The organism is Aurantibacter sp., assembly GCF_039941195.1.
Lineage (GTDB): Bacteria > Bacteroidota > Bacteroidia > Flavobacteriales > Flavobacteriaceae > Aurantibacter_A.
Map to the genome: position 1 here is coordinate 1 of NZ_JBDVFA010000032.1, position 25271 is coordinate 25271.

Genomic DNA, 25271 nt, shown 5'->3' on the forward strand with positions numbered 1-25271 from the left:
GAGTATATCTAATAAAAATTGATATAAATTATAATTTGAAAATAATACTTCGGAAGAATAGAAGTTTTAGAAATATATTATGATAAGAATATCCCTAAAAAATATTAAGACTTATATGAAAATCTATATTTAACAATTAAACTTTAATAACAAAATAGGTGCAGTAATTTAGTTATCCTTCATTTAAATTTTGATGAATTCTACTTTGAGCGGCAAACAATTCTTTTATAATTAATTTCTTTTTAGCTCCAAACAAACGTACTTCTGGCAAGTATACCCCCAGCGAAGCAATTAATCCAATTTCATCTACTATAATAGGTACAGCTAAACCCATAACATGTGAAACACTTATTTGAATTGCTATTTTATTTTTTTTTATAACATCAAGCTCAGATAATAGGCTTTGTTCGTCTTTAACTTCAGGCCACACTCTGTCATCCGGCAGTCCATATGCTTGAATAAAATTCATTTGGTCCTCACGACTTAAATAAGCAAGAATAACTCTTCCTGTGGATGTATCATAAACTGGTTTTTCTCTTTTGGATATTACATTTAAGTCGTGTTCAACCAAAACTTGATGTAAACTAAATCTTATTCCATCTTTTAAAATACCTATAGTACAATTCTCATTTGTTGCCTTACTTAATTCTTTCATAGGTTCTTCTGAAGCCTTAATAAGTCTATAACTCTGAGAATTATCACTCATAGCAGAAATCAACATTGGGCCAATCTTATAATATCTATTTACACTTGATTTTTCTAAATATTTCCTATCGGCTAAAGTTTTTAAAATATTTGAACAAGTGCTATGATTTAAACGTAATTCATCCGCAATTTCACGCAAAGGCATACCTTTATTGTCATTATTTAAAAGTAGCTCAAAAATATCAAGTGCCCTATGGATTACCTGTATCATATAATATCGTAAAAAATTATAAACTTTAAATTGTTATTAATTTAACAAAACAAATTTATAATTAAAGATTTAGATATATGTAACATAAAGCTATTATCCTTAATAATGGTAATTACAATAATTTATATTATAATAAATTCGGAACTATTATCTTTTATTTTTTAAGGAAGTATATTGTTTTAACTACAGTGTACTTTAAGCTTTCAGTTTGATAAATTTATAATCAATTTTAATATTTTTTAATTTAACAATTGTGGTCAAATATTTATATTAAGATGATTGGAAGTTTGTAGCAAAAATTTATTTTACGTTTAAATCAATTGCATTTTAATTTAATAATCAATAATTCTTGTCAACTAAAATCCAACCAAAAGCAGCCATTGGGGTGTACCTTAAGTGTACCTCAAACTCCCCTACCCCTTGTATTTATTGCTTTGTAATTCTGTTGTTTGCTGCAGACGTAAATAAAATAATAATTAAGAGCTAAGAACCAACTTGTTTTAGGCAACTATTACCGAAACTTTTATGAATGCCTAAAATATTAACCTAATTCATCTTTTGGAAAATAGGACATTGCAATCAATTACAACAGAGTTAAATCAACTCATTTTTTGATAAGGTTCCATAAAATGGGTAATTTCGATAATTTAATTCACTATTAAACATGAGCGGACAGCCGACCTTAATTTGTATTCCCGATATAAGTGGTTTTACTAACTTTATGAGTGATGCAGATTTTGAACTTAGCTCAAAGGTCATACCTGCATTGTTGAACAATATCATATATTCCAACGAAATTGATTTAAAGGTCTCCGAAATAGAAGGTGACGCAGTCCTTTTTTACCGAACCGGGGCGCTACCTACCTTAGGCCAACTTGTAAAGCAATGTAAACATTTTTATACTGAATTTTACAAACAGTTGGAATTGCTTCGTGAGCAATACATCGATATCAATGGCGCTTCAAAAATTCCGAAAATATTGGGCCTTAAAATCATTCTTCACTTTGGAGAGGAAATCGGACTCGTGAACATAGGAAAGCGAATTAAATTAATGGGAGAAGATGTGATTTCTGCACATCGATTACTAAAAAACAATATTCCTTTTAATGAGTATATGTTGTTTTCTAACCAACTTATCAATCAATACAAGAATAATTTGGAAAACGACGATTTCGATTGGGCAGAACTTCGGGAGGGCCACATTGATGCTGATTATATCGGTGAAATTCATTTTAATTATATCAACCTCTCCCCGCTATCCGAATGAATATTTTAATCATTTAGCAACTTGGTGGAGATAAAAAAGCCTATACTACTGCAACGACCTCTATGTCCTATTCAACAAAAAAAACATGCTAACCGTAAAACAGTAACTTGTGATATCGAAAATGAATAATTCGACCAAAATTTTTACAGTATGATTGCTAAAAAATTAGGAATTTATTTGATACCCACACTCTTTCTATGTTTTTCGTCCACAATGGTTTTTTCCCAAAAAATAAAAGCGAGGAAAGGCAGTTTCGGAATTGATAAGTCCAATAAAATTATCGTTTGGCATCATAGCAAAATTGACACCATTTCTTTTACATCTTCAAAAATAAAAGGATTTAAATTTGGAAACTCGTTTAAGGTTTTGGACACGATTTCTTCACTAGCCTATTCTAAAGAATATAAAGTCAGTAGAAAAGGGAATATATATTCACTTTATATTTCAAAACTACCACTGGTACAAGTTAAAGTTAGGCCAGTAATTAATGAGAATACTAAGGTATTAGGGCGATACAAATATTTTAATGATAATAATTATATTAAGAGTAGCGTAGGTATAGAGTATAGAGGAAACCTCTCTTTGACCTATCCGAAGAAAACGTACGATTTAGAATTTTGGGCCGACAGTATTAAGAACAAATCAAAAGATTTAAAATTCAAAGACCTCCGTGACGATGATGATTGGATTCTTGACGGACTTTACAATGAACCTCTCAGAATTCGGTCTTACATGGCCAATAAACTATGGCTTTCTCTTTATAAACCGAGCTATCAAACCGTTGATAAAGAAGCTAAAAGTGGTATCGATGCGGTTTTTGTAGAAGTTTTTAAGAACAATAAATATCAGGGTATACATACTTTATCTGAATCCGTTGACCGTAAACTCCTCAACTTAAAAAGAAACAATATTAAGAATATACAGGGAGAATTATTCAAGGCTTCCTCCTATGAAGGCGCGCCTGCCTTTATAAAGGCCCCAGAATTTAATAACCTCTTTCCGCATTGGGGTGGTTTCGAAATGGTTTTTCCAATAGTGGACTATGAATCGCATTGGGATAATCTTGCCGATTTTGTCGATTTGGTTGTGAATGGTAAGGATACAGATTTCGCTCAAAGCATTTCAGAGAAAATCGACATCAACAATACTATCGATTATTTCCTTTTTGTAAATCTACTCCGAGCAACGGATAATCTAGGCAAAAACTACTACTTGGCGCGGTACGATGAAAATGGCGCATATTTTTTTATTCCTTGGGATTTAGATGGAATTATGGGAATAATACAAGATGGCAAAAGAATTGTTACAACTGATGATATTCTAAGTAATGGTTTGTTTGATCGACTTTTAGAGGTAAATCCTGACGAATATAAATCCAAAATCAAGTCTAGATGGAAAGCCTTACGAAAATCCGATTTTAGTGACGGTAATTTATTAGGAACCATTGAGACACTATATTCGAAATTACAGACAGAGAAAGTATACGAGCGCGAACACCTTATTTGGCCAAGTGAAAAATCAGTAGAAAATGATTATGAATATCTTGAAACTTGGCTAAAGAATCGACTAGTTTTTCTTGATGCGTATTTCAAAAATTTAGAATGATTTCTTAAGCACGGTTTTATGTACAATTTACTTTACTTTTTTAGTGGTTTGCTAGGCATATATTTTGGTCCTAAACAATGCTCAAGCTATTATTGACATAAAACACAAATATGCCTCAGTTGAATTTATGCAGAAAAATTATTTTGATAAATGAATTAAAGGTCAAAAAACGGATTGATTTTTTACTCGTGGTTATTAATAATTCTTGTCAAACAAAATCCAACTAAAAGCAGCCATCGGTGTGCACCTAAAACTCCTATACCCCTTGTACATATTAGGATTATTACTTACTGTATCGACAAATAAAACAAAAAAAGCTTATCTACACCAAATAAATTAGAAACAGTATTTTGCGATAAAATAACTGAAACATTCTCGATAGATAGCACCATCATTTCTAATTTATAAAACCAAATTTCTACGCTTAAACTAGTATCTTCCACACCAATTTAGAGTTCCTTTTCAGTACAAAAAAATCTTAATTAAACTCTGGTTTTATTCTTTAAGAAAGTTTAGAAAAACTAATTTTAAATTAAACCCAACAAGAGGTCAAAAAGGAGAATTTATATTTTATGAATTTTATAAAAAACAGAACGCTTCTTAAGCCAATCAATCAAATACAAATGATGATAAAACGATTTCTAATACCATTAATAATTACGTTTTCAATTCATTTTTCCCAAGCTCAAAACCAAGTAGATATTTTAATAATCGGAGGTGGTGCTGGCGGTGTTTCTGCAGGAATTCAATCAGCACGTATGGGTGTTAAAACTCATATTATTGAGGCAACACCATGGCTAGGTGGTATGTTGACTTCAGCTGGAGTATCTGCAATTGATGGAAATCACGAAATGCCATCAGGAATTTGGGGCGAGTTTCGACAAAAATTACGCGACTATTATGGTGGTGAAAAAGCATTAGCTACTGGCTGGGTTAGCCATACTCTTTTTGAGCCCTCCATCGGAAATAAAATACTTCAAGAAATGTCCAGTGATCCTAATCTTGAAATTTCATTCAATGCAAAATATAAAGATGTACAAAAATATCCAACCGGATGGTTAGTGACCTACATACAAAAAGGAAAAACACATACAATAAAGACAAAAATTTTAATTGATGCTACTGAGATTGGAGAGCTACTTCCTTTGGTGAATGCCGACTTTCGTTTAGGCATGGATTCCAGCGATGATTCTGGGGAAAAAGAAGCTCCCAAAACTGCAAATACAATTGTTCAAGACATGACCTTTGTTATAATCCTTGAAGACATTTCAAAAGACAATAAGACTAACGGAAAAAAAGGCTTAGTCAAAAAACCGAAAAACTATAATCCGGATGCATATAAATGTGCATGTAAGCGCGAAGATGGTGAAATGTTCGGAGGAGTTACCAATTGCCAACAAATGTTAGATTATGCAAAACTTCCGAATAACAAATACATGATTAATTGGCCCAATTGCGGAAATGATTTTTACCTAAACTGGCCTGAATTAAGCTCCGAACAAAGACAAAGTAAATTAATTGAATCTAAATTATTCACACAAGGCTTTGTCTATTATATTCAAAATGAATTGGGTTTCAAAAATTTGCGAGTAGCAAAAGAATTTCCAACAAAAGATAATTTTCCTATGATACCATATGATAGAGAAGCTAGGAGAGTTAAAGGAAAAATATTTTTGGTCGTAGACCATTTGGAAAAGCCATACGATTTCAATTTGTATAAAACAGGAATAGCTGTGGGCGATTATCCAATAGATCATCATCATGACAAGAACCCAGATGCACCTACAATAGATTTTATTAATATTAAAATTCCTAGTTACAACATCCCATTAGGGAGTTTGATTCCCGTCAAGACGGAAAATTTTCTTGTAGCCGAAAAGAATATTAGCGTTTCAAATATTGTTAACGGAGCAACGCGATTGCAACCAGTGGTTTTAGGAATCGGTCAAGCCTCCGGTGCTTTGGCTGCAATTTCGGTTTTAGAAAATAAAAAACCATCTGAAATTTCGATTCGTAAGGTGCAGCATGCACTATTAAAAAGTAAGGCATATCTCATGCCTTTTATTGATGTTAAGAAGAACGATATTGGTTTTGAAGCTATGCAACGTATTGGCGCGACAGGTGTTATAAAAGGATATGGAATTCCTTATAAATGGGCAAATCAAACTTGGTTTTATCCCGAAAGAATAGTATCAGAGTCGGAATTAAAAAATGGGTTGCTACCCTATTATCCAGATTTAGCATTGGTACCAGCTTCTGGTGCTCCGGTTACCCCTAAATATATCATTTCTTTGGTTGAAAAAATTAATACCAAGTATACTAGAGCTGATTTAAAACACGATTGGGAGTCCTTTAAAATTGAGCAAAATTTTGACTTATCAACTTCTTTGAACAGGAGGTCAACAAGTATATTAATCAATCAACTATTAAATCCTTTTGAAGTGGAAATTGACTATTATGGAAACTTAAAATGATATGATATTAATGAGAATTAATATAACCTTAAGTGCATGGCGAGTGTCCTGTATTTGTTTGATAATTATAATTTCTAAAGCGGTTTTCTTCCTGATATAATATTGTAAAGAATGGCAATTATTGCTAGAACTAATAAAATATGAATTAGGTTGCTTGAACCTATACCAGCTATTATACCAAAAAAGCCTAATGCCCATATTAAAATAGATACTACCGCTATTAACCAAAGAATACTTCTCATAATTCTGTTATTTTAAATTACTAAAATGCTACCATACTTTATTGAACTACCTAAACAATAGTTAGTCTATTCCAATATGATTTTTTAAAAATATTTATTCTTAAGCACCCGTATTAATCCTATTCCAAAATATTTTAGCACAATAAAAATACCATCTGGCGATGACTATTAATCAGGTTAAAAGATAAATTCATTAGGGTAATGATAGTGGGTGTTGTGGCATACTTTTATGTAAAAGTGAAAAATGATGTTTGTAATAAACACTAGAAAATCAATACTTAAATGACTGCACATACCAATGCCCATACTTTTAAAATTAAACATCTGCCTTCTTTAATTGTAGATACATACAAAGCATGGGATGCTTCGGATCCATTTAGGCTTAGCGCTGTTGTAGCCTACTATGCCGTACTTTCACTGCCTGGTTTATTGGTAATTATTATAAACCTCGTTGGTGCATTTTGGGGCGTTGAAATTGTGCAAGGCCAATTGACCAATGAAATTTCTGGAGCTTTAGGTAATGATGCTGCGGATGCTATTCAAGTAATGATTTCAGAAACACAAAATGAGAATAAGAATTTTATGGCTACAATATTGGGTATTGGCGTACTCTTATTTGCAGCAACAGGAGTATTTTATCATTTACAGTTATCGCTAAACGAAATTTGGCAAATTAAACCTAATCCAAAATCAGGTTGGAAAAAATTGTTTTTCGACCGAGCACGGAGCTTTGCTTTTATTCTTGTAATTGGATTTTTATTACTTGTGAGTTTTATAGTCACAACAGCCATCACAACTTTAAATGAATATGTTCGCAGCATACTTCCAGATTTTATTATTTACATTGCCTTTATTCTAGACTTTGCAATATCAATAGGAATTATTACAGTTTTGTTCGCATTAATATTTCGTTATTTACCCGATGCCAAAATACGCTGGAAAACTGTTTGGATAGGAGCACTTATAACTTCTATTTTATTTGTTTTAGGTAAATTTTTATTAGGATTATACTTTGCTGAAGCCAATCCCGGTTCAACATATGGTGCAGCAGGAACCATTGTTTTAATATTATTATGGGTTTCTTATTCCTGCTTAATACTATTTTTTGGTGCTCAATTTACTTGGGTATATGCCAACCGATATGGATTAGGTGTACAACCACAATCTACCCCATCGATTGCAGGTGATAAAAAATAGTGCCAATAACGTTAACCATATAATTTTTTGAAACAATCTGAGCTTGTATTTAATGGTAATTTTATAAGAATCATTTATAATAATGAAAAAATAAAATTATGAAGACAAAACGAATTTCAGATAAAATAGAAAAAGCACTTAATGAACAAATGACTAGAGAAGCCTATCAATCTCAAGTTTATCTTTCATATGCCTCGTGGGCTGAAGTGAATAGCTTTCCCGGAATAGCTACATTTTTATATGGGCATATGCAAGAAGAACGTGAACACATGTTCAAATTCTTAAAATATATTAACGACCGAGGTGGCGAAACTAAAATAGAAGCAATAAAAGCTCCACCAGAGAATCCTAAAAATGTTGAAGATTGTTTACAGAAAATATTAAAACACGAAATTGAAAATTCAAAGCAAATTGATAAAATCGTGAATCTCTCTCATGAAGAAAAAGACTGGGCGACATTCAATTTTGCACAATGGTTTGTAAAAGAACAGATTGAAGAAGAAACGTTAATCAATGAAATTATTGATAAATACACTTTAGCTTCAAATGAAAAAGATAACAATTCAAATTTATATGATTTAGATCGAGATTTAGCAAGTGCTTCGCAGCATGCAACAATACCTCAAGAAGAAAAGCTTTAGAAAAAAGTTAAATTAAAGGCAAAATAAAACCCTCATGATTGAGGGTTTTATATTTAGTGTTATGAGCAAATTACCAGCTTGCTATTTCATCTTTAATTTCCTCTTTCTGTTTGCCAGTTTTCTCCTGAAGTTTACCTAACATTTCATCAAATTTCCCTTCAGTATATGTTAAGTCGTCATCAGTAAGACTACCATATTTTTGTTTAAAATTTCCTTTTACTTGTTTCCACTTACCTTCTAATTGTTCACTATTCATAGTTTCTATTTTTAAATTTTTAGATTAAATATTTATACTAAAATAAACACATCTGTTACTTTCCATTAGCTTGAAAAATTTAAATACTAATGCAAAAACTATTATGGCTACAGTCTGACAAACTTATTTTTTTGAGATAGGATAAATCGCTTAAGGAGTAGTCATTATAGATGAAAATATTAATCTTTAACGGAAATCAAACACTCTAATTTTTATGTTCCATTTCAAAAGTTTCTGAGAGCATACTGTTGTAAGTTTTGATTTGCTCAATTTATAATTAGATAGCGTACTGGCTATATATTAACAGGCATGATTCAGAAAAAAATAGTTTGTCAATTTTAATTAAACTCTTTAATGAATACCATAAACCCGAAAATAATACGACAGATTTTTGTTCTTATATTAATACTAACAATAGGAGCTTTAATTTTTAAAGAAATTGTACCCTACTTATCCGGAGTACTTGGGGCAATAACATTATATGTGTTATTACAAAAACCTATGATTAAATTAATTAAAAAAGGATGGCATCCAAAAATTGCTTCTATTTCGCTAATGATTATTTCTTTCCTCGTTATTCTTATACCCGTTTCTGGAGCTATTTTAATGTTGGGAAATAAAATTAGTGATGCTGTAAACAATTTTGAGCGTGTAACCGCTGCTCTCAAAAATCAATTGCATGAAGTGGATAGCTATTTGAATTATGACCTGACATCTGAAATAGATGTGTCAGCAGTTTCAGGGTGGGTTTCCAATAATTTGCAAGGTTTTGCTGGAACTACCTTCACGACAATTATTGCTATTTCAATCATGTATTTCCTATTATTTTATATGCTCACAAATCGTAAAAGTTTTCGTGAATCCTTATTCGATTATATTCCAATAAGTGACGACAACCTTAAATTGATTGGTAATGAAATTCGGTCAATGGTACGAGCTAACGCATTGGGTATTCCTTTAGTTGCAATTGCACAAGGTGTTGTCGCGTTATTAGGGTTTTTAATATTCGGAATTGAGAATCCATTTTTTTGGGCGATAATTGTGACTATAGGATCAATGATTCCTTTTGTCGGAAACCTCCTTGGAACTATTCCTGTATTTATATTAACACTTTCTACAGGTAATACGTTTCAAGCGTGGGGTATTTTACTATACGGTATTGTAATTGTTGGGTCAACCGATAATTTAATCCGCTTATTTGTACTTCAAAAATTAGATAATGTTCATCCACTAATTACATTAGTTGGTGTAATAATTGGGATTCCCTTATTCGGTTTTATAGGTTTGATTTTTGGCCCTTTATTAATTAGCCTCTTTATAGTTATAATTCGAATTTATAGAATAGAATACGGTACTGAAAATTAGAACTTACCCTAAAGAAAACTTATGAAGGTAAAACTATTTTGTGTAGCTATAGTTTGAAAATACAGACAATAATTCTTTTAATAGTATAATGTGGTTGTTAAGTGAATATTGATATGCTTAACACTAATAAACTTGATGTTTATAACACTTATATCCAAAAACGAAATGTTACTGCTATTGTCTGCAAACTACTGATGTGAGGAAACTTTTTTATGGATTAGTAACAGGAGATTCAAAGAATATTCCGGACACCACAACTCCAATAATAATTAATACCAAAATTGATCCAACTATAAAAAAACCTGTTTTGGAGATTTTATTTTTTTGAAAAATATAATTGCGCTTCGGATCATTTGCATCTTTAACAAACTCCGTGTTTTCGTCAGTTTGTTTTTTGTCAAATTGTTGTTTGTTCATCATTTTAAATTTAAATTAATACTTACTTTTTTTAACTTTTACTCCAATATTCTCATTCAGCTAATCAATACTAAAAATCTATTTACCAACTAGTTAAACTTACATGATTACAATTAATGAAATTCTTACGAATATCTGTTTCCATCAACTTTAATTGATATAGACCGTTTTTTTATTCACGAATTCTAATATTCCTTCACGGGAAAGTTCTCTGCCAAAGCCAGAACTTTTGGTGCCACCAAATGGAAGACGTGGATCTGATTTTACCATTTCATTTATAAAAAATGCGCCATCGCTAATAGTATTAATACTTCTTTTTGCTTCAGCTACATCTTGCGTGAACAACATCGTTCCTAATCCGTACTTAGAATCACTCGCCATTTTGATTGATTCTGACCGTGAAGTAACTTTTATAATCGCAGCGACCGGCCCAAAAATTTCTTCATCAAAAAGGGGCATTCCTGGCTCAACATTTAGAATAATTGTTGGTTCATAAAAAGTTCCATCTATTGTATTTCCTAAATGTACTGTTGCTCCTTTTTCTAATGATTTATCTACTTGTTCCTTAAGCTCTTCAGCTAAATCTTTTCGAGCTAAAGTGCCAATGTCCGTATCCATATTCTTCGGATCTCCAGACTTTAATTCTTTTACCTTTTGCGTAAACTTTTCTAAAAATTCATCATAAATGTTTTCCATTACAATGAAACGTTTTGCTGCTATACAACTCTGCCCTGAATTTTGCATTCTGGCCTTAACCATTGTATCTATATAGGTGTCCAAATCGGCATCTTCCCAAATTATGCAAGCATTATTACCTCCCAATTCAAGCACTGATTTTTTTAATTCTTTAGCAGCTGTAGCCGCAATTTTTCGTCCCGCATTCTCACTTCCTGTTAGCGTAACCGCTTTTACAGTGTCATTTTCAATCATTAACTCTATTTGTTCATGATTTGCTAAAACACTTTGAAAACAACCTTTGGGATATCCTGATAACTCAAACAATTCTTGTAAGGCTAAACTGCAACCCGATACATTCCCCGCATGTTTTAAAAGCACTGTATTACCAGCTGTTAGTGTAGGAGCCGCAAAGCGAATAACCTGCCAAAATGGGAAATTCCAAGGCATAATTGCCAATATGGTACCGAGAGGGTCATTGCTTATAAAACTCTCACTAGCATCCGTTTGTATAATTTCATCTGCAAGAAATTGTACTGCATTTTTTGCATAAAAATCACACACCCAAAGACATTTATCTATTTCGGCAATACTCTCTTTAACCGGTTTGCCCATTTCTTCAGTAATTAAAGAAGCATACTGATTTTTATTTTTCTCAAGATTATTACCTAACTCAACTAAAATATCGGAACGTTTAGCAATAGATATTTTTTTCCAATCTTCAAAAGCCCATTCAGACTGTTTTAAAATCTCTTTAACTTCCAAATCAGAAGACTCCTTATAGTCTCTAATTAATTTTCCTGTAAATGGATTTATAGACTTCATTCTTTTTATTTAAAATTCTAAACTTATTAGGTAATTATCTCAGCTAATTTAAATACGATTTTCTATAATCATTGACCTTATAAAAGAAACTTTTAATTCAAAGAAAGCTCATCGAATAAATTAAAATTTTCTCATATCCATTGCTCCAGTAGCCTAATCAATCGAGTCAATAATTCAATGTATAACGTGAATTGATATGAACTCTTCTTTCTAATTTTATAATCGGATGTAAACTGGTAACCATCTGAAAACAAATTACCTGTAACAATAAATCTATTATAATGAATACATACACAGAAACAGTTGGCAACAAACTGAATAAACTACTTGATAAAACAAAAGATGCTGAAAAAGGTTTTAAAAAAGCAGCAGAACATGCAGATAGTGAAAACTTAGCATCATACTTTAATCGTAAGTCAACGGAAAGAAAAACATTTGGAAATGAATTGAAAATGGAAATTATTTCTTTTGGTGAGCAAATAGATAAAAGCGGAAGTGCAGCTGGTGTATTACACCGCGGTTGGATGGATGTAAAAGCATGGTTTGCAGGAAATAGTGATGAAGCAATGTTAGAAGAAGCAATAACAGGCGAAAGAGCAGCTGTAGATGAATACAAAGACGTGCTTATGGAAACTAGTTTACCAAGAAGTACAACTGATTTACTTACGCAACAAATGTCTAAAATAACTTCGGACCTTACCACTATAAAAAGGTTAGAAGATATAGCATAAAATTTTAGCGAATCAAAGTAAAGAGGATGTCATTGAACATCCTCTTTATCATAAAAAAAAGTATATGTTTTACAAACTATCTAATCAAACGCAGCAGCATAAGATAGAAGAAGAAATGGACGCAAAATACAAATACGGTCATATTTACAGTCCACGAGTAGTAATTGATGGTTTGACAGAAAACACGGTTTCGGTAATTACTTCAGATGAGCCCGATTCCATAGAACCTTCAATTTGGGGAATTCTGCCTGAATCATTTTCAGACGATTGGCAAGATTTTCAAAACCATATGAATACACTAAATATTAGCCATAAAACTATCGATTCCGATGTTTGGTATGCAGCACCATTTCTGCTACGTCGTTGCCTAATTTTAGTAACCGGATACTTTACGAACGTATTGGTTGACGACCAATTATTACCTTTTTATATTAGTAGTACTACAGGTAAACCGTTTAGTATTGGCGGAATATATAATAAATTAAAAGATGGCTTTCTTACTACTTCTGTAATTACTGTGGCTGCTAATAAACAACATCAACAAATACATAATATAAGTAATCAAATGCCACTAGTAATCCCAAAAAACCTGCGAAATAGCTGGTTGGACAACACTTTAACTGTACCAGAAATTAAGCATTTTTTTAAAACACCATTGAAGAATGAACTTAGAGCTATCCCAGTTTCTAAACAGATTTTTGACCTTGGTTTATTCGACACTTCAATAAACATAGATTTAGTAGATGATGCACTTCCTATGCCATTTACTTTGCAAACACTTCTTGCCGATTATAATATAAAAAGTATGGAGACCGATTAAACATACTACAAGCATAAATTGTTTGCTTCACTTCGCTCTTTTAAGCTTAAATCACCTTATTATTTTCTAAGAGCTCCCCTCCTATTTAAACTAGTAATTAATGGAACCTTTTCAAGTTTATCCAAATTAATTACACCTCCTTTTAACCTAATAACCTTTTGTTTTTATGATTATTTGCACTTGTACAGGAATATTTATTCAATAATATTGATTGCGTTAAGAATGAAATGGATGGTGCTAATCAATGGTCCAAAATATATACATATTTGTATATCGAAGTCGGATAATAACCGGCAAAAATAAATAATAACCTAAAAATAAAATACTATGTTACGTTGGACAATTACTTTCGTTATTCTTGCAATTATTGCCGCAATTTTCGGATTCGGTGGTATAGCCGCAGGAGCAGCGAGTATCGCAAAGGTACTATTCGTTATATTCTTAATCCTTTTTATAATCTCATTGATTTCAGGAAGAAAACGAATTTAATATTAATCACATAAAATAAAACACATGAAAAAGAAACTTTATATACTGGTAATCCTATTTGTAACTGCAACTTCTTTCTCCACTCTAACCAGCTGTAGAGAGACGAACAAGGATGCAGAAGACAAAATTGAAGATGCAATGGATGACACTGAAGATGCAATTGATGACACTGGAGATGCTATTGAAGAAGGAGCAGAAGAAGTGGAAGATGCAGTCGAGGATGCTACCGATTAAAATTAAATAGGTTGTAGTTGGTTGGTTTAATGTTAGTGATTTAATGATTATTAACGCATAATGGGTATCCTGTCTTCTTACGGATACCCATTATTTTTTAAATTATAAGTAGGCCTAAAATGTCTCTTATAATAAATAAATGTACAGGATTCAATTATTTAGAATTTTTCAAACAACTTACTCCTCCTTCCTAAAATAGTATTAATAAACTTTATAAAACAAAATACCATGGATAACGAATTTGCAAAACACGAGATTGATTATATAACTCGCTATGAAGAAAAAGGTTTCACCGCTAGCTTTATATTTAAAACAGAAAAATTAGTAGAAACCGTATCAAAAAACAGCTATAAACCTGAACAGATTTTTGTAGTAGAGGAACGAAGGTTTGAAGGAATGAGTAACCCTTCAGACTCATCTTTACTCTATATTATTGAAACAAATGACGGTAAAAAAGGCACTTTTCTGGTAGCCTATGGACCACAAGCCGATATTGAAATTGCGGAATTTTTTAAGGCTATACCTAGTGGTAATTATATAAACAAGAAATAGATAAAAGGTAATTACTGCGCTACAGAAGAGATTTTAGACTAATGCTATTTTTCTATCTCATCTTCATCATCAATTGCCAATGGATGATCTGTCATTCCTAAACCAACAATCTTAATAATATTGACTACGGTATTATAAAGCATTAAAACTACGACTATGAGTGCAGCGCTTAGAATACTTGATACTGCCAAAGAAATATAATACAAGGTGCTGAACCAGGCTGCTGGAACTTGGTCCGATTCAGTAATTGGCAAATTGAATAAAAGGAATGTAATTACTGCAGCTATAAAGACTATGGTATCTAATTTAGCAATTTGTAAAACATGATGGTAATGGTCCTTCTTTAATTTTGAGTTCGATGTAGAACTTAATCCTAGTAAGGTTAGCAATAAGGCCAAAATGGTAGCGGATGCCAACGCTATTGTATTGCACAATGTGTTCATTCCATCCAATGAATTTTTAATTAATTCTTTGGCTTCATAACCACTGAGTCTTCCCAATAGTATTGTTCCTAAAAGTATAATCAACATTGAAATAATTCCTCCTAAAATTGCACGTTTCGTGTACTTGCTTAGTTTCATACTTCTTTTAATTTAATTTATTATGTGATTCTAAGGTTCTCGTATGGCACCCCTATAATAATATTTTGATGCTCAAGAATCCATTTAATTTGTTAAAATAAATAGCTACATTTAATTTACTAATGTACTAGCTTTGACAAATTGTATTTTAGAACTTTCTAAATATACCACTGAACAATGAAAATAAATGTAAAATTCGATTTCAAAGTGTGCTGTATCACCATTCTCGAAGAGCAATTGAATAAATTGAACATTCCACATGTAGTTCATGGACCAGGGGAAGTAGAGATTAAAAAATCGCTTTCATCGGAAGATTTAAATACATTATCCGATAATCTCAACAGCTATGGTATCGAGATTTTAGATGAACAAAAGGTGGTTTTAGTTGAACGTATTAAAAATACGATTGAGGAAATGCTCGAGGGAGATGAGGCTCAATTATTAAAGGTATCCTCTTATCTTTCAGACAAATTAAACTACTCTTACGCTTATCTTTCAAACTTATTTTCGGAAACTACTTTTACCTCAATTGAAAATTTCATAATCTTGAGAAAAGTTGATCGCACTAAAGAGCTAATGGCAAATACCAACCTTACATTAACTGAAATTGCCTTCCGCTTAAATTACAGTAGCGTTGCCCATTTATCCGGACAGTTTAAAAAAACAACTGGATTAACCCCGACTATGTTTCAAAAAATAATGAAGCGGCGAAAAGAAAACAGCCAATATTCTTCTTAAGAACCTATATAATGGAGAACAATAAAAATATATTAAATATTGCTTTAGCAGACGATGACATGGATGACCGTATGCTATTTGAAGAAGCTATTGAGGAAATAGAAATAAAAACTAAATTGTCTTTATATAATAACGGTCAAGAATTAATGGATGCTTTGAACCTTCCTAACGTTATTTTACCTAATCTTATATTTCTCGATTTAAATATGCCGGTTAAAAACGGGATGCAGTGTCTTAAAGAGATACGCATGAATCCGAATTTAAAAGGAATCACAATTGCTATATATTCCACGTCTTCTTCAGAAAAGGATATTGAAGAAACTTTTGTTAATGGGGCAAATATTTATCTGAACAAGCCCAATAACTTTAGTAAATTGCGAAAGTCTGTAGAAAGGGTTTTACAACTTGATTGGCAATACCATACCTCGAACCTAAATAAAGATAATTTTTTATTTCGATTGTAAAATATTAAAGGAATTATACCACGGTTTGTCGATTTTATCAAGTTTACTTTCTTTGAAGAATAAATTGAATTTATAAGGTAACTTTAAATAAAATGGAATTAAAAACAACCGCCAATAATTCTAATAAAACCATACCATTTAAAATAGCATTAGTAATTGCTATTTTTCTTTTATTTTTTATTGCTAGTGTTAATTATCGTGAGATAAAACATCTACAAACTTCATCAGAACTTGTTTCCACTTCCCTAATTGTCGATAAAGAAATAAACAATCTTTTTTCACAATTTAGTTTAATGGAATCGGCGGAGTTTCGCTCCGTAATATTGAAAGACTCCACTTTTGCCGATTCTTATATTGACTATAAGATAGAAAGTGATAAGGCATTTGACAAGCTTTCAGAACTGACCAAAGACTATCCAGAGCAACAAGCTATTTTAGATACGGTAGCACTATTGAAAGATAAACTACACAATACTTTAATTGCACTGCATGGTAAAATTGGGGCAACAGATAGCGATGTAGAAGTAATACAAAATGTTGATGAAACTGCAGAACTTTTAAAAAAAATTAGAAGTCAGAAAGTTGAAATGGTATTAAATAAAGAAGCACTTTTACAAGAGCGCTTAGCGGTTTATGAAAAGCAAACTTTCTTAACACCACTTACTTCTTTGTTATTGGTGTTTTTTGCTTTAGTAGTATTTACAATTGCATTTATAAAAATTAGAAGGGATAAAGATCATATTCAAACTTCGCAGGCATTGCTACAGAATATTGTACAGAGTACCGATAATATTATGAATTATTATGAGCCTATTTATAATAATCAAAATGAAGTTAGTGACTTTAAAATAATTTTTGCTAATGATTGTAATCGTGAATACTTAGGACTAGACCCTGAAGAAATTATTGGAAAACCGATCTCTTCTGTTTTTCCATTTCTGTTACTCAACGGTGAGCTAGAGAAAATGATTTCACATTATAAGAAAGGAGAAACTGTTGATTTTGAACGTCAGGTTGCAGTAAATGGCGAAATACTTTGGTTACATTCCATAATTAAACCTATGGATAAAGGTATTTTAGTTGTGATTCGGAATGATACTGATGAGAATATGGCGCATGAAAAAGTGCTCGCTTTAAATGAGCAATTAGTATTGCAAAACTCAATTATGATTGAGGCCAAAAGAATGGCACGTATCGGAAGTTATACCTGGCATATTGAAACTGATAAAGCTGAAATTTCTGATAACTTTTATCATATTTTAGGATATAAGCCTCAAGAATTTGAACCTTCATTTGAAAACTATAGAAAATTAATTCATCCAGATGATGTAGTTACTTATGAAGAAATAATGAAAGGTGTAATGGAAAGTCGAGAAGCACCAGATCATACTTATCGCGTGCTTGCTAAAAATGGCGATACTATTTATTTAAAAACAAAAGGCAAATTTTTACGGAATAAGGGTAAAGAAATAATGATTAGCGTAGTTCAAGATATAACCACAGAAATGATGGCTATGAACGAACTTCAAAAATTAAACGAACAACTTGAAGTTCAAAATTCAATATTCGTTGATGCAGAGGGCGTAGCTGGCCTGGGTAGTTATATTTGGTATCTTGATAATGGAGAAGCAATCCTTTCCGATAACTTTTATCGTATTCTTGGCCTTGAACCAAAATCTTTGGAGATAAGTTATGATAGTTATAAGCAATTTGTACACCCAGACGATTTAGAAGATTATAATAAACTAGGTGAGGAAACTGTTAATCAAGGAGAATCTAGTATATCTAAATATCGAATAATTTCTGCAAATGGAAAAGTTAAGCATCTTGTGCTTAATGGACAGTATATAGAAAAAAATGGTAGACCAACCTCAGTTGGTGTTGTTCAAAATGTATCTAAAAAAGTTAGAGCAGATGAGAAGCTTCGTGTAAAAAATCTTGAGTTAGAGCGCAGTAATGTGGAATTAGATTCCTTTAACCGGGTAGCTAGTCATGACCTTCAAGAACCCTTAAGAAAAATTCAAATGTTCTTATCTCGCATAGCAGATAAAGAAGGTGACAAACTATCTGAAAAGGGATTAGAATATTTTGATAAGGTAAATAACGCTGCGCAACGTATGCAATCGTTAATTCGTAACCTATTAACTTATTCACGCATAGACAGCACCCATGGCGATTTTGAGAAAGTAGATTTAAATGAAGTATTGGAGAAAGTTCAAGACGACATAGGTGAACGTATTACAGATTCTAATGCAGTAATTGTTTCGGAGCAGCTACCAAAAGTAAAGGGTATCTTTTTTCAGTTAGAACAATTGTTTAGTAATCTTATTTCTAATGCGCTAAAATACCATGACCCCTTATTAGCACCTAAAATTAATTTAAAATCTGAGAAAGTTCACAAAGAACAAATTCCTGAAGATTTCTTTAAAACGTACAAACATTATTATAAAATTACCATTGTAGATAATGGCATTGGTTTTTCAGAAGAAAACGCAGGAAAAATATTTGAAGTGTTTCAGCGCTTGCATCAAAAAAACGAATATTCTGGTACCGGAATTGGATTAGCAATTTGCAAAAAGATTGTAGAAAATCATCACGGAAATATACATGCTACTAGCAAACTTGGAAAAGGCTCTGCCTTTGTAATTTACTTACCCGCCTAAAAATAAACACTGCTAATTACGTACATGATTACAATCTTTCGTTGATTACTTTTAATTGAAGCTAAGTTGTTTTGTACGTTACATCCCTTATATATAGCATGTTTTAACCCGAAATGGGGTCATAACTAAAAGTTTTATAACATAATCCAAAAGTTGTGTAAGACGATAGGTCCATGTTGTCTCGATATTTGCACTATCAAGATTAAACAATCTTTTTAAGCGAATAATTAATAATCTAAAACAACATACCCTATGAACACCTTAACTATAAATTCGTCGAAAATTAAAGATATATTTCAACAACTTAAGGGAAACCTTGGTGGTGAATTGCAAGTAGATTTCAAAGAACACATTTTAGAAATAAAAAATCAATTAGGTAGTGGTCAAATAAAAGGTATTACATTAAAAAGCGGTATTTCATATTTGGAATTTGATATGAATTTTTCAGAAGATTTTACATTGATTACCGAATCTAATAAAGAAACACCTATATGTTTTGCGTACTGCACAAATGGTAAAATTGCACATAGTTTTGGATTAAATGGGGAAAAACGTAGTCTAGAAAATTTTCAAACAGGTATACTAACTAGTAAATCTTTACAGGATAACATTATCTATTTTGATAAGAATGTAAATTTAAAAATGACATTAATTATCGTTAATCCTGTACAAAGCGTAGCTGACCAAAAGACACTAAATTATAAACTTCAAAATCTATTTTTTAAAGATAACGTTGCTGATAATTTCGCTTATGTAGGATCTTATAATTTAAAGATTGCTGAAAAAATTCGTCAATTAGCAGATGTTAAGCAAAAAGGAATTGCAAGAAGTCTTATGATTGAAGGTTTGGTACAAATGATTCTGGCTTTAGAAATACAACAACATACCGATGACCTAAAAAAATCTTCTCAAAATAATGGCTCATTAAATAGTTGGGAAATGGAAGCTGTAAAAGAGATTTCTCAATTTATACATAGCTATCCAGAAAAAAATCATACCGTAACAGACCTATGTAGAAAAGGTGGTTTATCTCCTTCTAAATTACAAGAGGGGTTTAAATTAATGCATGGTACAACGGTTATGGATTATATTAGAGAGGTACGCGTGCGTAAAGCAGAAGATTTAATAAAAAACACAGATCTTAATATTTCGGAAGTAGTATATAGCATTGGTTTTACAAGTAGAAGTTACTTCTCAAAAATATTCAAGTCAAAATACAATTGTAGTCCAAAACAATATAAGGACCAACAAAATTCGATAGCAATGTCAGCATAATTATTAGGGTGATTGTGAGGTTGAAGCCGATTTTTACAAATCGGCTTTTTTGTGTCTTATACTAAGGGTTTGTAACATTTACCACTCCAACTTTAAGGTTCATTACTATATTTTTTTACTATTATTTGCGTAACCAAATGATTACACATATATTCGTAACCGAATAGTTACATATATTATGAGACGAGATGTTTTTCAAGCAATTGCCGACCCAATACGCAGAGATATTATTGAATTACTTGCTGCAGATTCTTTAAGTGTTAATCAGGTTGCAGAGAAGTTTGAAATCAGTAGACCAGCAATTTCAAAACATTTAAAAATTTTAAACGAATGTGGTATCATCGATTTCGACCAAAAAGGACGAGAACGCATGTGTTTAATTCAGCCTCAAAAATTAATTCCTGCCTTTATATGGATAAAACAATACCATAACCTTTGGGAAGACAGAATAGATTCTTTTGAAAATTACATTAATCAATTACAAACAAAAAACGATAAAAATGAGCGATTTAGCTAGTAGAACTCTAACAATTGAGAAAACATTTAATGCACCTGTACAATTGGTTTGGAATGCTTGGACCCAATCCGATCATATTCTTAAATGGTGGGCTCCAAAGGGTATGGATATTAAAGTAATTGAACACGACTTTAAAGTTGGTGGAACATGGAAATATGCAATGCCAATGCCCGATGGTAATGAATTTTTATCGGAAGGTACATATAAAGAAATAGTTGAGTTAGAGAAGATAATTACTTCTGCTGATTTTAAACCCATGACCGAAAATGTTGAGCTACAAACCTATTTTGAAGCTGATGGTGATAAAACAAAATTTGTTTTTAGTGTTATTCACGCTACACCAGAATATTGTAAAAAGCAGGAAGAAATGGGATTTTATAATGGTTGGGGTTCGGCTTTAGACAGATTGGAAACACTAATAGCTTCACTATCTCAATAGTAATTATAAAATAAAACTGCATGTAGTATAGAACTACACGATTATTTGTATTGATTTTACATTTGACCTCATTCTATTTATGGTAAAATTGAAAGTACAATAACAGTGGTCATCATTGTTAAAAAACTATAGAGGTTCTGATGCTAATTCAAATACACATTTATTTATTTTAAACATAAAGGTTTGGGATTTAAATGCTTCTATTCGTATTCGAAAATAGTAGCGATAATTCAAGCAAAAAATTAATAGCATTACATTTTTATTCAAAATAAAAAAAATTGAAAAAAAATACTATTTCCAGCTCTATTTTCAATGTCTCCCATCTTTTCTGCACAATCCAATTCGGAGGTTTTTTTATTGGATAATACACTGTCGAATGACAAAATAGAACTGACAAATCTTACTAACATTTCCAATAATTAAGGGTATGACAACCACCCATAATTTTATGATAACAATACAATAGTTTTTCTATACTTTAATTATGGTTTACATGAAGTCATTTATATACACCTATCTTCTTTAGTTGTATAACTAAAGTCAGCAGCAACCTAAAATAAAATGATTTAAATAGCAGTGCAAGTGTATTATCATTTTGTATATCAACGTTATACAATCTCATAATTGATATACAAAATGAATAATACAGTTAAAATTTCTTAGGGCCTATTTATAGTAGCTTACTATAAATAAATTGTATTTTAGTGTTAGATACAAAACATGCACATATTTATGTGTTATCTTCTATAGCTAAAAAAAATAAATCTGATATGATTTAATGAAAATTAAAACAATAATAAACGTAGTATTCTCAATTATAGTTGGACTGTATTTAGCTTTACATTCAACATTCATATCTGGTATGAATCCTCATTTAGAAAAATTATTATCTGCAGGTATATTCTTGATATGTATTTTAATTATTGTTTCAATTTATACAGAATCAAATAAGAAACTTCAGATTATTCAAGTAACAATTTTAATTTCTGCAATGCTTATTGGGCTTTATATCCACGCAAAAACTTCTGAATCACTTAACGGAGAAAATCCAAGAATCTATTATAAATCGGACAATAATTAAAAATCGATAACTAATGGACATCACTCGTACGCAAATGTTACGAATGGACTTCTTAGCCAGTTTGCGAAGATGGACTTTACTCAAACGCAACTGTTATGTTGATGGACTTTACTCAGACGGAAAAGAGATAGCAACGCAAAAATTCGTGCTTACTCTTACGTGAAGCTACAGAAGATAACAAAAACTATAAACAATACGGGTTTCGGGTTTAAACGAAAGGTTTGTGTATATTTATGATGTCGCGAAATCTTTGGGATTTCGCTTTAGCCAGAAAAAGAAAAAACAAAACCAAAAGATTTCGCTATGTGCTCGGCGGAAAGCAAACGCAAGTTTGCTCCCGTACTGTTCATAGCTCAACCGTTAGGTGCAATTACAAAAAATGAGAGGTCAAGTAATAGAATTCATAAGAACAAAAGATTATAAGTTCATTGACGAGATTGGTCAAGGAGGAACTGGTAGAACAGTATTATTAGAAGACGAGATAATTAATGAGCGTTTCGTGTGTAAAAAATACTCTCCATATTATGAAGAACATCAATTACAATTTTTCAAAAACTTTAAAGAAGAAATTAAACTTCTCCATTTAGTCTATCACAAAAATATCGTTAGAGTATTTAACTATTATTTATATCCAGAAAAACACACAGGATTTATTCTGATGGAGTATATAAAAGGTAGTAATATTTATGATTACATTAAAAATAATCCCGACCGCCTAAATGACATTTTCACACAGACAATAGAAGGGTTTATAAATTTGGAAGAGGTGAAAATTCTTCACAGAGACATTAGACCTGATAATATTTTAGTTTCGGAAAATGGTGTTGTGAAAATTATTGATTTTGGATTTGGAAAAAAAGTAGACTTTGACAAGAATTATGACAAGAGTATTTCTTTGAATTGGCGTTATACACCACCAATTGATTTTGAAAGTAAAATATATGATTTTAAGACAGAGATATATTTTTTAGGGAAATTATTTGAAGAAATAATCACAGAGAATAACCTACAAAACTTTTCATATAAGAGTTTATTAAAAAAAATGACTGAAAATGATTACGAAAAAAGAATTGATTCATTTTTTAATATCAAAAGGGAAATAATAACTGATGAATCAATTGGAATTGACTTTTCAGGAGATGACAAAGATAAATACTTAAGATTTGCTACCTGTTTATCTGATATCTATTCAAAAATTCATATTCAATCAAAATATAATTCCGATATAAATAAAATAATAAATGACCTTGAAGATGTGTATAGAAATTCAATGTTAGAAACCTATGTGCAAAATCACAATTCTATTGCTAAATGTTTTATAAAAGGGAACTATAGTTACTATACAAACAAAGCAATTGAGGTCGAATTAATTAAAGATTTTTTGACCTTTATAAAGTCTGCTTCGGTAGACAAACAGAAAATAATTCTAAATAACTTATGGCAAAGATTGGACAATGTAGAACGTGAAATTCCAGTTGAAGAAGATGACTTACCGTTTTAAAATAAAAGCACCTAACACTGTATAAAAAACATAGGGCATTTGTGCTAAACCGAAAGGTCTGTACATATTTACAAAGTCCGCTAAATATAAAATTTGGCGTTTATAGTAGAAAAGATAAAAGCAAAATATTTATATTTAACTAAGTAATAAACCGAAACGTAAGTGCTTATCACCTGCCCTACGATTTCTTATACTTAACGTTGTAAGTAATGCCGGAAAACCCAGAAACCGAGTGAAAAAGACAATATTTGAAATTACTAAAATGGATTGTCCTTCTGAGGAAAATCTAATCCGAATGAAGTTAGACGAAATTTCAAGTATTGCGAATTTGGACTTTGATATTCCGAATCGAAAATTGACCGTTTTTCACAGCGGAGAAATTAACCAAATCGAAAAATCAGTTATAGAACTGAATTTAGGCGGAAAGAAAATCTCGACTGAACAAACCGACCAAACGGAATTTAAAGAAAATGCAAACCAAAAAAAGCTACTTTGGTCTGTACTTGCAATCAATTTCGCTTTTTTCATTATCGAAATGACGACAGGAATTATCTCAAAATCTATGGGGCTTGTTGCCGATAGTTTGGATATGCTTGCCGACAGTTTTGTGTACGGAATTAGTTTGTTTGCGGTTGGCGGAACTTTAATTAAGAAAAAACGGATTGCCAAACTTGCTGGATATTTTCAAATAACACTTGCGTTTATTGGATTTCTAGAAGTTTTAAGAAGATTTTTTGGAGACGAGAAACTTCCCGATTTTTCGACAATGATTATTGTTTCAATTTTTGCACTTATCGCAAACGGAATTTGTCTTTACATTTTGCAAAAGTCAAAGAGCAAAGAAGAGGCACATATGAAAGCGAGTATGATTTTCACCTCGAATGATGTGATTATCAATTTGGGAGTAATAATTGCTGGAATTTTGGTAAATTGGTTGAGTTCGAGTAAACCTGATTTGATTATCGGAACAATCGTTTTTATATTGGTAATTCAAGGAGCATTCCGAATACTGAAATTGAGTAAGTGAGCGAAAAAGCACTACTTACAACACCGTATAAAATTAATTGCTAGTACTCGCCTACTTGGAAAATCCTTGCGGATTTTCTATTTGGTTTGTATTTGCTAAATTAGTTGCTTAAACAACGCAACTAACTTTATACAAACCGTTGTACTGCAATTTTTTGACCAAGTTTGTTCTTTTTTTACCGCCACTGTTGTGTAGTATTGCAATGGGAAATTCAAAGATTTTATCGGGAGGATTATCCATGAAAATGGATTTCAAGTTCTTATCGCTTGTCATCGTGGA

At 31.5% G+C, this 25271-nt stretch carries 26 protein-coding genes; 20 read left to right on the forward strand and 6 right to left on the reverse strand.

All coding sequences use genetic code 11. From position 1 onward, the window contains the following. Positions 1-172: 172 nt before the first annotated feature. Positions 173-916, reverse strand: coding sequence for an IclR family transcriptional regulator C-terminal domain-containing protein (locus tag ABJF52_RS05830; RefSeq protein ID WP_348147654.1), 744 nt, complete (start codon positions 914-916; stop codon positions 173-175). A gap of 664 nt (positions 917-1580) precedes the next feature. Here ABJF52_RS05830 and ABJF52_RS05835 point away from each other — a divergent pair. The 3 genes from ABJF52_RS05835 to ABJF52_RS05845 all read left to right on the forward strand — a co-directional run bounded on the left by ABJF52_RS05835 (position 1581) and on the right by ABJF52_RS05845 (position 6262). After that, positions 1581-2183, forward strand: coding sequence for a DUF2652 domain-containing protein (locus ABJF52_RS05835; RefSeq protein WP_348147657.1), 603 nt, complete (start codon positions 1581-1583; stop codon positions 2181-2183). Between the two features lie 150 nt (positions 2184-2333). Then, complete coding sequence (locus ABJF52_RS05840) at positions 2334-3788, forward strand: CotH kinase family protein (protein WP_348147660.1); 1455 nt, start codon at positions 2334-2336, stop codon at positions 3786-3788. Positions 3789-4360: 572 nt separating this feature from the next. Further along, positions 4361-6262, forward strand: a complete 1902-nt coding sequence (locus ABJF52_RS05845) for an FAD-dependent oxidoreductase (protein ID WP_348147663.1) — start codon at positions 4361-4363, stop codon at positions 6260-6262. Between the two features lie 74 nt (positions 6263-6336). Here ABJF52_RS05845 and ABJF52_RS05850 read toward each other — a convergent pair whose 3' ends face one another. Continuing rightward, positions 6337-6504, reverse strand: a complete 168-nt coding sequence (locus ABJF52_RS05850; protein ID WP_348147666.1) for a lmo0937 family membrane protein — start codon at positions 6502-6504, stop codon at positions 6337-6339. Between the two features lie 282 nt (positions 6505-6786). Between ABJF52_RS05850 and ABJF52_RS05855 the strand changes: the two genes are divergently transcribed. Both ABJF52_RS05855 and ABJF52_RS05860 read left to right on the forward strand, forming a co-directional pair. Next, the gene (locus ABJF52_RS05855; protein ID WP_348147669.1) at positions 6787-7701 is read left to right on the forward strand and encodes a YihY/virulence factor BrkB family protein; all 915 of its coding nucleotides are present in this window, start codon (positions 6787-6789) and stop codon (positions 7699-7701) included. 98 nt (positions 7702-7799) lie between these two features. Next, positions 7800-8342, forward strand: a complete 543-nt coding sequence (locus ABJF52_RS05860) for a ferritin (protein ID WP_348147672.1) — start codon at positions 7800-7802, stop codon at positions 8340-8342. A 70-nt stretch (positions 8343-8412) separates the two neighbouring features. On the opposite strand, the gene ABJF52_RS05865 is transcribed toward ABJF52_RS05860, so the two are convergent. Next, positions 8413-8598, reverse strand: a complete 186-nt coding sequence (locus ABJF52_RS05865) for a CsbD family protein (protein WP_348147675.1) — start codon at positions 8596-8598, stop codon at positions 8413-8415. A 354-nt stretch (positions 8599-8952) separates the two neighbouring features. Here ABJF52_RS05865 and ABJF52_RS05870 point away from each other — a divergent pair, with 354 nt between their 5' ends. Then, positions 8953-9963 carry an AI-2E family transporter gene (locus tag ABJF52_RS05870; RefSeq protein ID WP_348147678.1) on the forward strand — a complete coding sequence of 337 codons (1011 nt, stop codon included), beginning with the start codon at positions 8953-8955 and terminating at the stop codon, positions 9961-9963. 210 nt (positions 9964-10173) lie between these two features. Here ABJF52_RS05870 and ABJF52_RS05875 read toward each other — a convergent pair whose 3' ends face one another. Together ABJF52_RS05875 and ABJF52_RS05880 are read right to left on the reverse strand one after the other, a co-directional pair. Beyond that, positions 10174-10380, reverse strand: a complete 207-nt coding sequence (locus ABJF52_RS05875) for a hypothetical protein (protein WP_348147681.1) — start codon at positions 10378-10380, stop codon at positions 10174-10176. A 150-nt stretch (positions 10381-10530) separates the two neighbouring features. Next, positions 10531-11880 (reverse strand): NAD-dependent succinate-semialdehyde dehydrogenase, encoded by a 1350-nt coding sequence (locus ABJF52_RS05880; RefSeq protein ID WP_348147687.1) that lies wholly within the window; start codon positions 11878-11880, stop codon positions 10531-10533. 281 nt (positions 11881-12161) lie between these two features. Here ABJF52_RS05880 and ABJF52_RS05885 point away from each other — a divergent pair, with 281 nt between their 5' ends. The 5 genes from ABJF52_RS05885 to ABJF52_RS05905 all read left to right on the forward strand — a co-directional run bounded on the left by ABJF52_RS05885 (position 12162) and on the right by ABJF52_RS05905 (position 14706). Beyond that, positions 12162-12611, forward strand: a complete 450-nt coding sequence (locus ABJF52_RS05885) for a PA2169 family four-helix-bundle protein (protein ID WP_348147690.1) — start codon at positions 12162-12164, stop codon at positions 12609-12611. A gap of 64 nt (positions 12612-12675) precedes the next feature. Continuing rightward, positions 12676-13431 (forward strand): SOS response-associated peptidase family protein, encoded by a 756-nt coding sequence (locus ABJF52_RS05890; RefSeq protein WP_348147693.1) that lies wholly within the window; start codon positions 12676-12678, stop codon positions 13429-13431. Between the two features lie 327 nt (positions 13432-13758). Next, positions 13759-13920: a DUF1328 family protein gene (locus ABJF52_RS05895; RefSeq protein ID WP_348147696.1), complete on the forward strand. Its 162-nt coding sequence runs from the start codon at positions 13759-13761 to the stop codon at positions 13918-13920. Between the two features lie 24 nt (positions 13921-13944). Continuing rightward, the gene (locus ABJF52_RS05900) at positions 13945-14154 is read left to right on the forward strand and encodes a hypothetical protein (protein WP_348147699.1); all 210 of its coding nucleotides are present in this window, start codon (positions 13945-13947) and stop codon (positions 14152-14154) included. Between the two features lie 228 nt (positions 14155-14382). After that, positions 14383-14706: a hypothetical protein gene (locus ABJF52_RS05905; RefSeq protein WP_348147702.1), complete on the forward strand. Its 324-nt coding sequence runs from the start codon at positions 14383-14385 to the stop codon at positions 14704-14706. Between the two features lie 44 nt (positions 14707-14750). On the opposite strand, the gene ABJF52_RS05910 is transcribed toward ABJF52_RS05905, so the two are convergent. Next, positions 14751-15287, reverse strand: a complete 537-nt coding sequence (locus ABJF52_RS05910; RefSeq protein ID WP_348147705.1) for a hypothetical protein — start codon at positions 15285-15287, stop codon at positions 14751-14753. 177 nt (positions 15288-15464) lie between these two features. On the opposite strand from ABJF52_RS05910, the gene ABJF52_RS05915 reads away from it, so the two are divergent. The 9 genes from ABJF52_RS05915 (at position 15465) to ABJF52_RS05955 (ending at position 24992) form a co-directional block, all read left to right on the forward strand. Next, on the forward strand, positions 15465-16025 hold the full coding sequence (locus ABJF52_RS05915) for an AraC family transcriptional regulator (protein WP_348147708.1): 561 nt from the start codon (positions 15465-15467) through the stop codon (positions 16023-16025). A gap of 11 nt (positions 16026-16036) precedes the next feature. After that, complete coding sequence (locus ABJF52_RS05920; protein ID WP_348147711.1) at positions 16037-16489, forward strand: response regulator; 453 nt, start codon at positions 16037-16039, stop codon at positions 16487-16489. A 92-nt stretch (positions 16490-16581) separates the two neighbouring features. Continuing rightward, complete coding sequence (locus ABJF52_RS05925; protein ID WP_348147714.1) at positions 16582-19152, forward strand: PAS domain-containing protein; 2571 nt, start codon at positions 16582-16584, stop codon at positions 19150-19152. A gap of 252 nt (positions 19153-19404) precedes the next feature. Further along, positions 19405-20427, forward strand: coding sequence for an AraC family transcriptional regulator (locus tag ABJF52_RS05930; protein WP_348147717.1), 1023 nt, complete (start codon positions 19405-19407; stop codon positions 20425-20427). Between the two features lie 178 nt (positions 20428-20605). Beyond that, positions 20606-20944 carry a metalloregulator ArsR/SmtB family transcription factor gene (locus tag ABJF52_RS05935; protein WP_348147720.1) on the forward strand — a complete coding sequence of 113 codons (339 nt, stop codon included), beginning with the start codon at positions 20606-20608 and terminating at the stop codon, positions 20942-20944. Beyond that, positions 20928-21383 carry an SRPBCC domain-containing protein gene (locus ABJF52_RS05940; RefSeq protein ID WP_348147723.1) on the forward strand — a complete coding sequence of 152 codons (456 nt, stop codon included), beginning with the start codon at positions 20928-20930 and terminating at the stop codon, positions 21381-21383. The genes ABJF52_RS05935 and ABJF52_RS05940 overlap by 17 nt, the downstream gene beginning before the upstream one ends. A 778-nt stretch (positions 21384-22161) precedes the next feature. Continuing rightward, on the forward strand, positions 22162-22464 hold the full coding sequence (locus tag ABJF52_RS05945; protein ID WP_348147726.1) for a hypothetical protein: 303 nt from the start codon (positions 22162-22164) through the stop codon (positions 22462-22464). 379 nt (positions 22465-22843) lie between these two features. Further along, a complete protein-coding gene (locus ABJF52_RS05950; RefSeq protein WP_348147728.1) occupies positions 22844-23965 on the forward strand; it encodes a protein kinase family protein in 1122 nt (373 codons plus the stop codon). A gap of 232 nt (positions 23966-24197) precedes the next feature. Further along, the gene (locus ABJF52_RS05955; RefSeq protein ID WP_348147730.1) at positions 24198-24992 is read left to right on the forward strand and encodes a cation transporter; all 795 of its coding nucleotides are present in this window, start codon (positions 24198-24200) and stop codon (positions 24990-24992) included. The last annotated feature ends 279 nt before the right edge of the window (positions 24993-25271 follow it).

Bases quoted from the DNA above. Each gene is read 5' to 3' on its own strand.
- ABJF52_RS05830 (WP_348147654.1), bottom strand. From the start codon at position 916: ATGATACAGGTAATCCATAGGGCACTTGATATTTTTGAGCTACTTTTA.
- ABJF52_RS05835 (WP_348147657.1), top strand. From the start codon at position 1,581: ATGAGCGGACAGCCGACCTTAATTTGTATTCCCGATATAAGTGGTTTT.
- ABJF52_RS05840 (WP_348147660.1), top strand. From the start codon at position 2,334: ATGATTGCTAAAAAATTAGGAATTTATTTGATACCCACACTCTTTCTA.
- ABJF52_RS05845 (WP_348147663.1), top strand. From the start codon at position 4,361: ATGAATTTTATAAAAAACAGAACGCTTCTTAAGCCAATCAATCAAATA.
- ABJF52_RS05850 (WP_348147666.1), bottom strand. From the start codon at position 6,504: ATGAGAAGTATTCTTTGGTTAATAGCGGTAGTATCTATTTTAATATGG.
- ABJF52_RS05855 (WP_348147669.1), top strand. From the start codon at position 6,787: ATGACTGCACATACCAATGCCCATACTTTTAAAATTAAACATCTGCCT.
- ABJF52_RS05860 (WP_348147672.1), top strand. From the start codon at position 7,800: ATGAAGACAAAACGAATTTCAGATAAAATAGAAAAAGCACTTAATGAA.
- ABJF52_RS05865 (WP_348147675.1), bottom strand. From the start codon at position 8,598: ATGAATAGTGAACAATTAGAAGGTAAGTGGAAACAAGTAAAAGGAAAT.
- ABJF52_RS05870 (WP_348147678.1), top strand. From the start codon at position 8,953: ATGAATACCATAAACCCGAAAATAATACGACAGATTTTTGTTCTTATA.
- ABJF52_RS05875 (WP_348147681.1), bottom strand. From the start codon at position 10,380: ATGAACAAACAACAATTTGACAAAAAACAAACTGACGAAAACACGGAG.
- ABJF52_RS05880 (WP_348147687.1), bottom strand. From the start codon at position 11,880: ATGAAGTCTATAAATCCATTTACAGGAAAATTAATTAGAGACTATAAG.
- ABJF52_RS05885 (WP_348147690.1), top strand. From the start codon at position 12,162: ATGAATACATACACAGAAACAGTTGGCAACAAACTGAATAAACTACTT.
- ABJF52_RS05890 (WP_348147693.1), top strand. From the start codon at position 12,676: ATGTTTTACAAACTATCTAATCAAACGCAGCAGCATAAGATAGAAGAA.
- ABJF52_RS05895 (WP_348147696.1), top strand. From the start codon at position 13,759: ATGTTACGTTGGACAATTACTTTCGTTATTCTTGCAATTATTGCCGCA.
- ABJF52_RS05900 (WP_348147699.1), top strand. From the start codon at position 13,945: ATGAAAAAGAAACTTTATATACTGGTAATCCTATTTGTAACTGCAACT.
- ABJF52_RS05905 (WP_348147702.1), top strand. From the start codon at position 14,383: ATGGATAACGAATTTGCAAAACACGAGATTGATTATATAACTCGCTAT.
- ABJF52_RS05910 (WP_348147705.1), bottom strand. From the start codon at position 15,287: ATGAAACTAAGCAAGTACACGAAACGTGCAATTTTAGGAGGAATTATT.
- ABJF52_RS05915 (WP_348147708.1), top strand. From the start codon at position 15,465: ATGAAAATAAATGTAAAATTCGATTTCAAAGTGTGCTGTATCACCATT.
- ABJF52_RS05920 (WP_348147711.1), top strand. From the start codon at position 16,037: ATGGAGAACAATAAAAATATATTAAATATTGCTTTAGCAGACGATGAC.
- ABJF52_RS05925 (WP_348147714.1), top strand. From the start codon at position 16,582: ATGGAATTAAAAACAACCGCCAATAATTCTAATAAAACCATACCATTT.
- ABJF52_RS05930 (WP_348147717.1), top strand. From the start codon at position 19,405: ATGAACACCTTAACTATAAATTCGTCGAAAATTAAAGATATATTTCAA.
- ABJF52_RS05935 (WP_348147720.1), top strand. From the start codon at position 20,606: ATGAGACGAGATGTTTTTCAAGCAATTGCCGACCCAATACGCAGAGAT.
- ABJF52_RS05940 (WP_348147723.1), top strand. From the start codon at position 20,928: ATGAGCGATTTAGCTAGTAGAACTCTAACAATTGAGAAAACATTTAAT.
- ABJF52_RS05945 (WP_348147726.1), top strand. From the start codon at position 22,162: ATGAAAATTAAAACAATAATAAACGTAGTATTCTCAATTATAGTTGGA.
- ABJF52_RS05950 (WP_348147728.1), top strand. From the start codon at position 22,844: ATGAGAGGTCAAGTAATAGAATTCATAAGAACAAAAGATTATAAGTTC.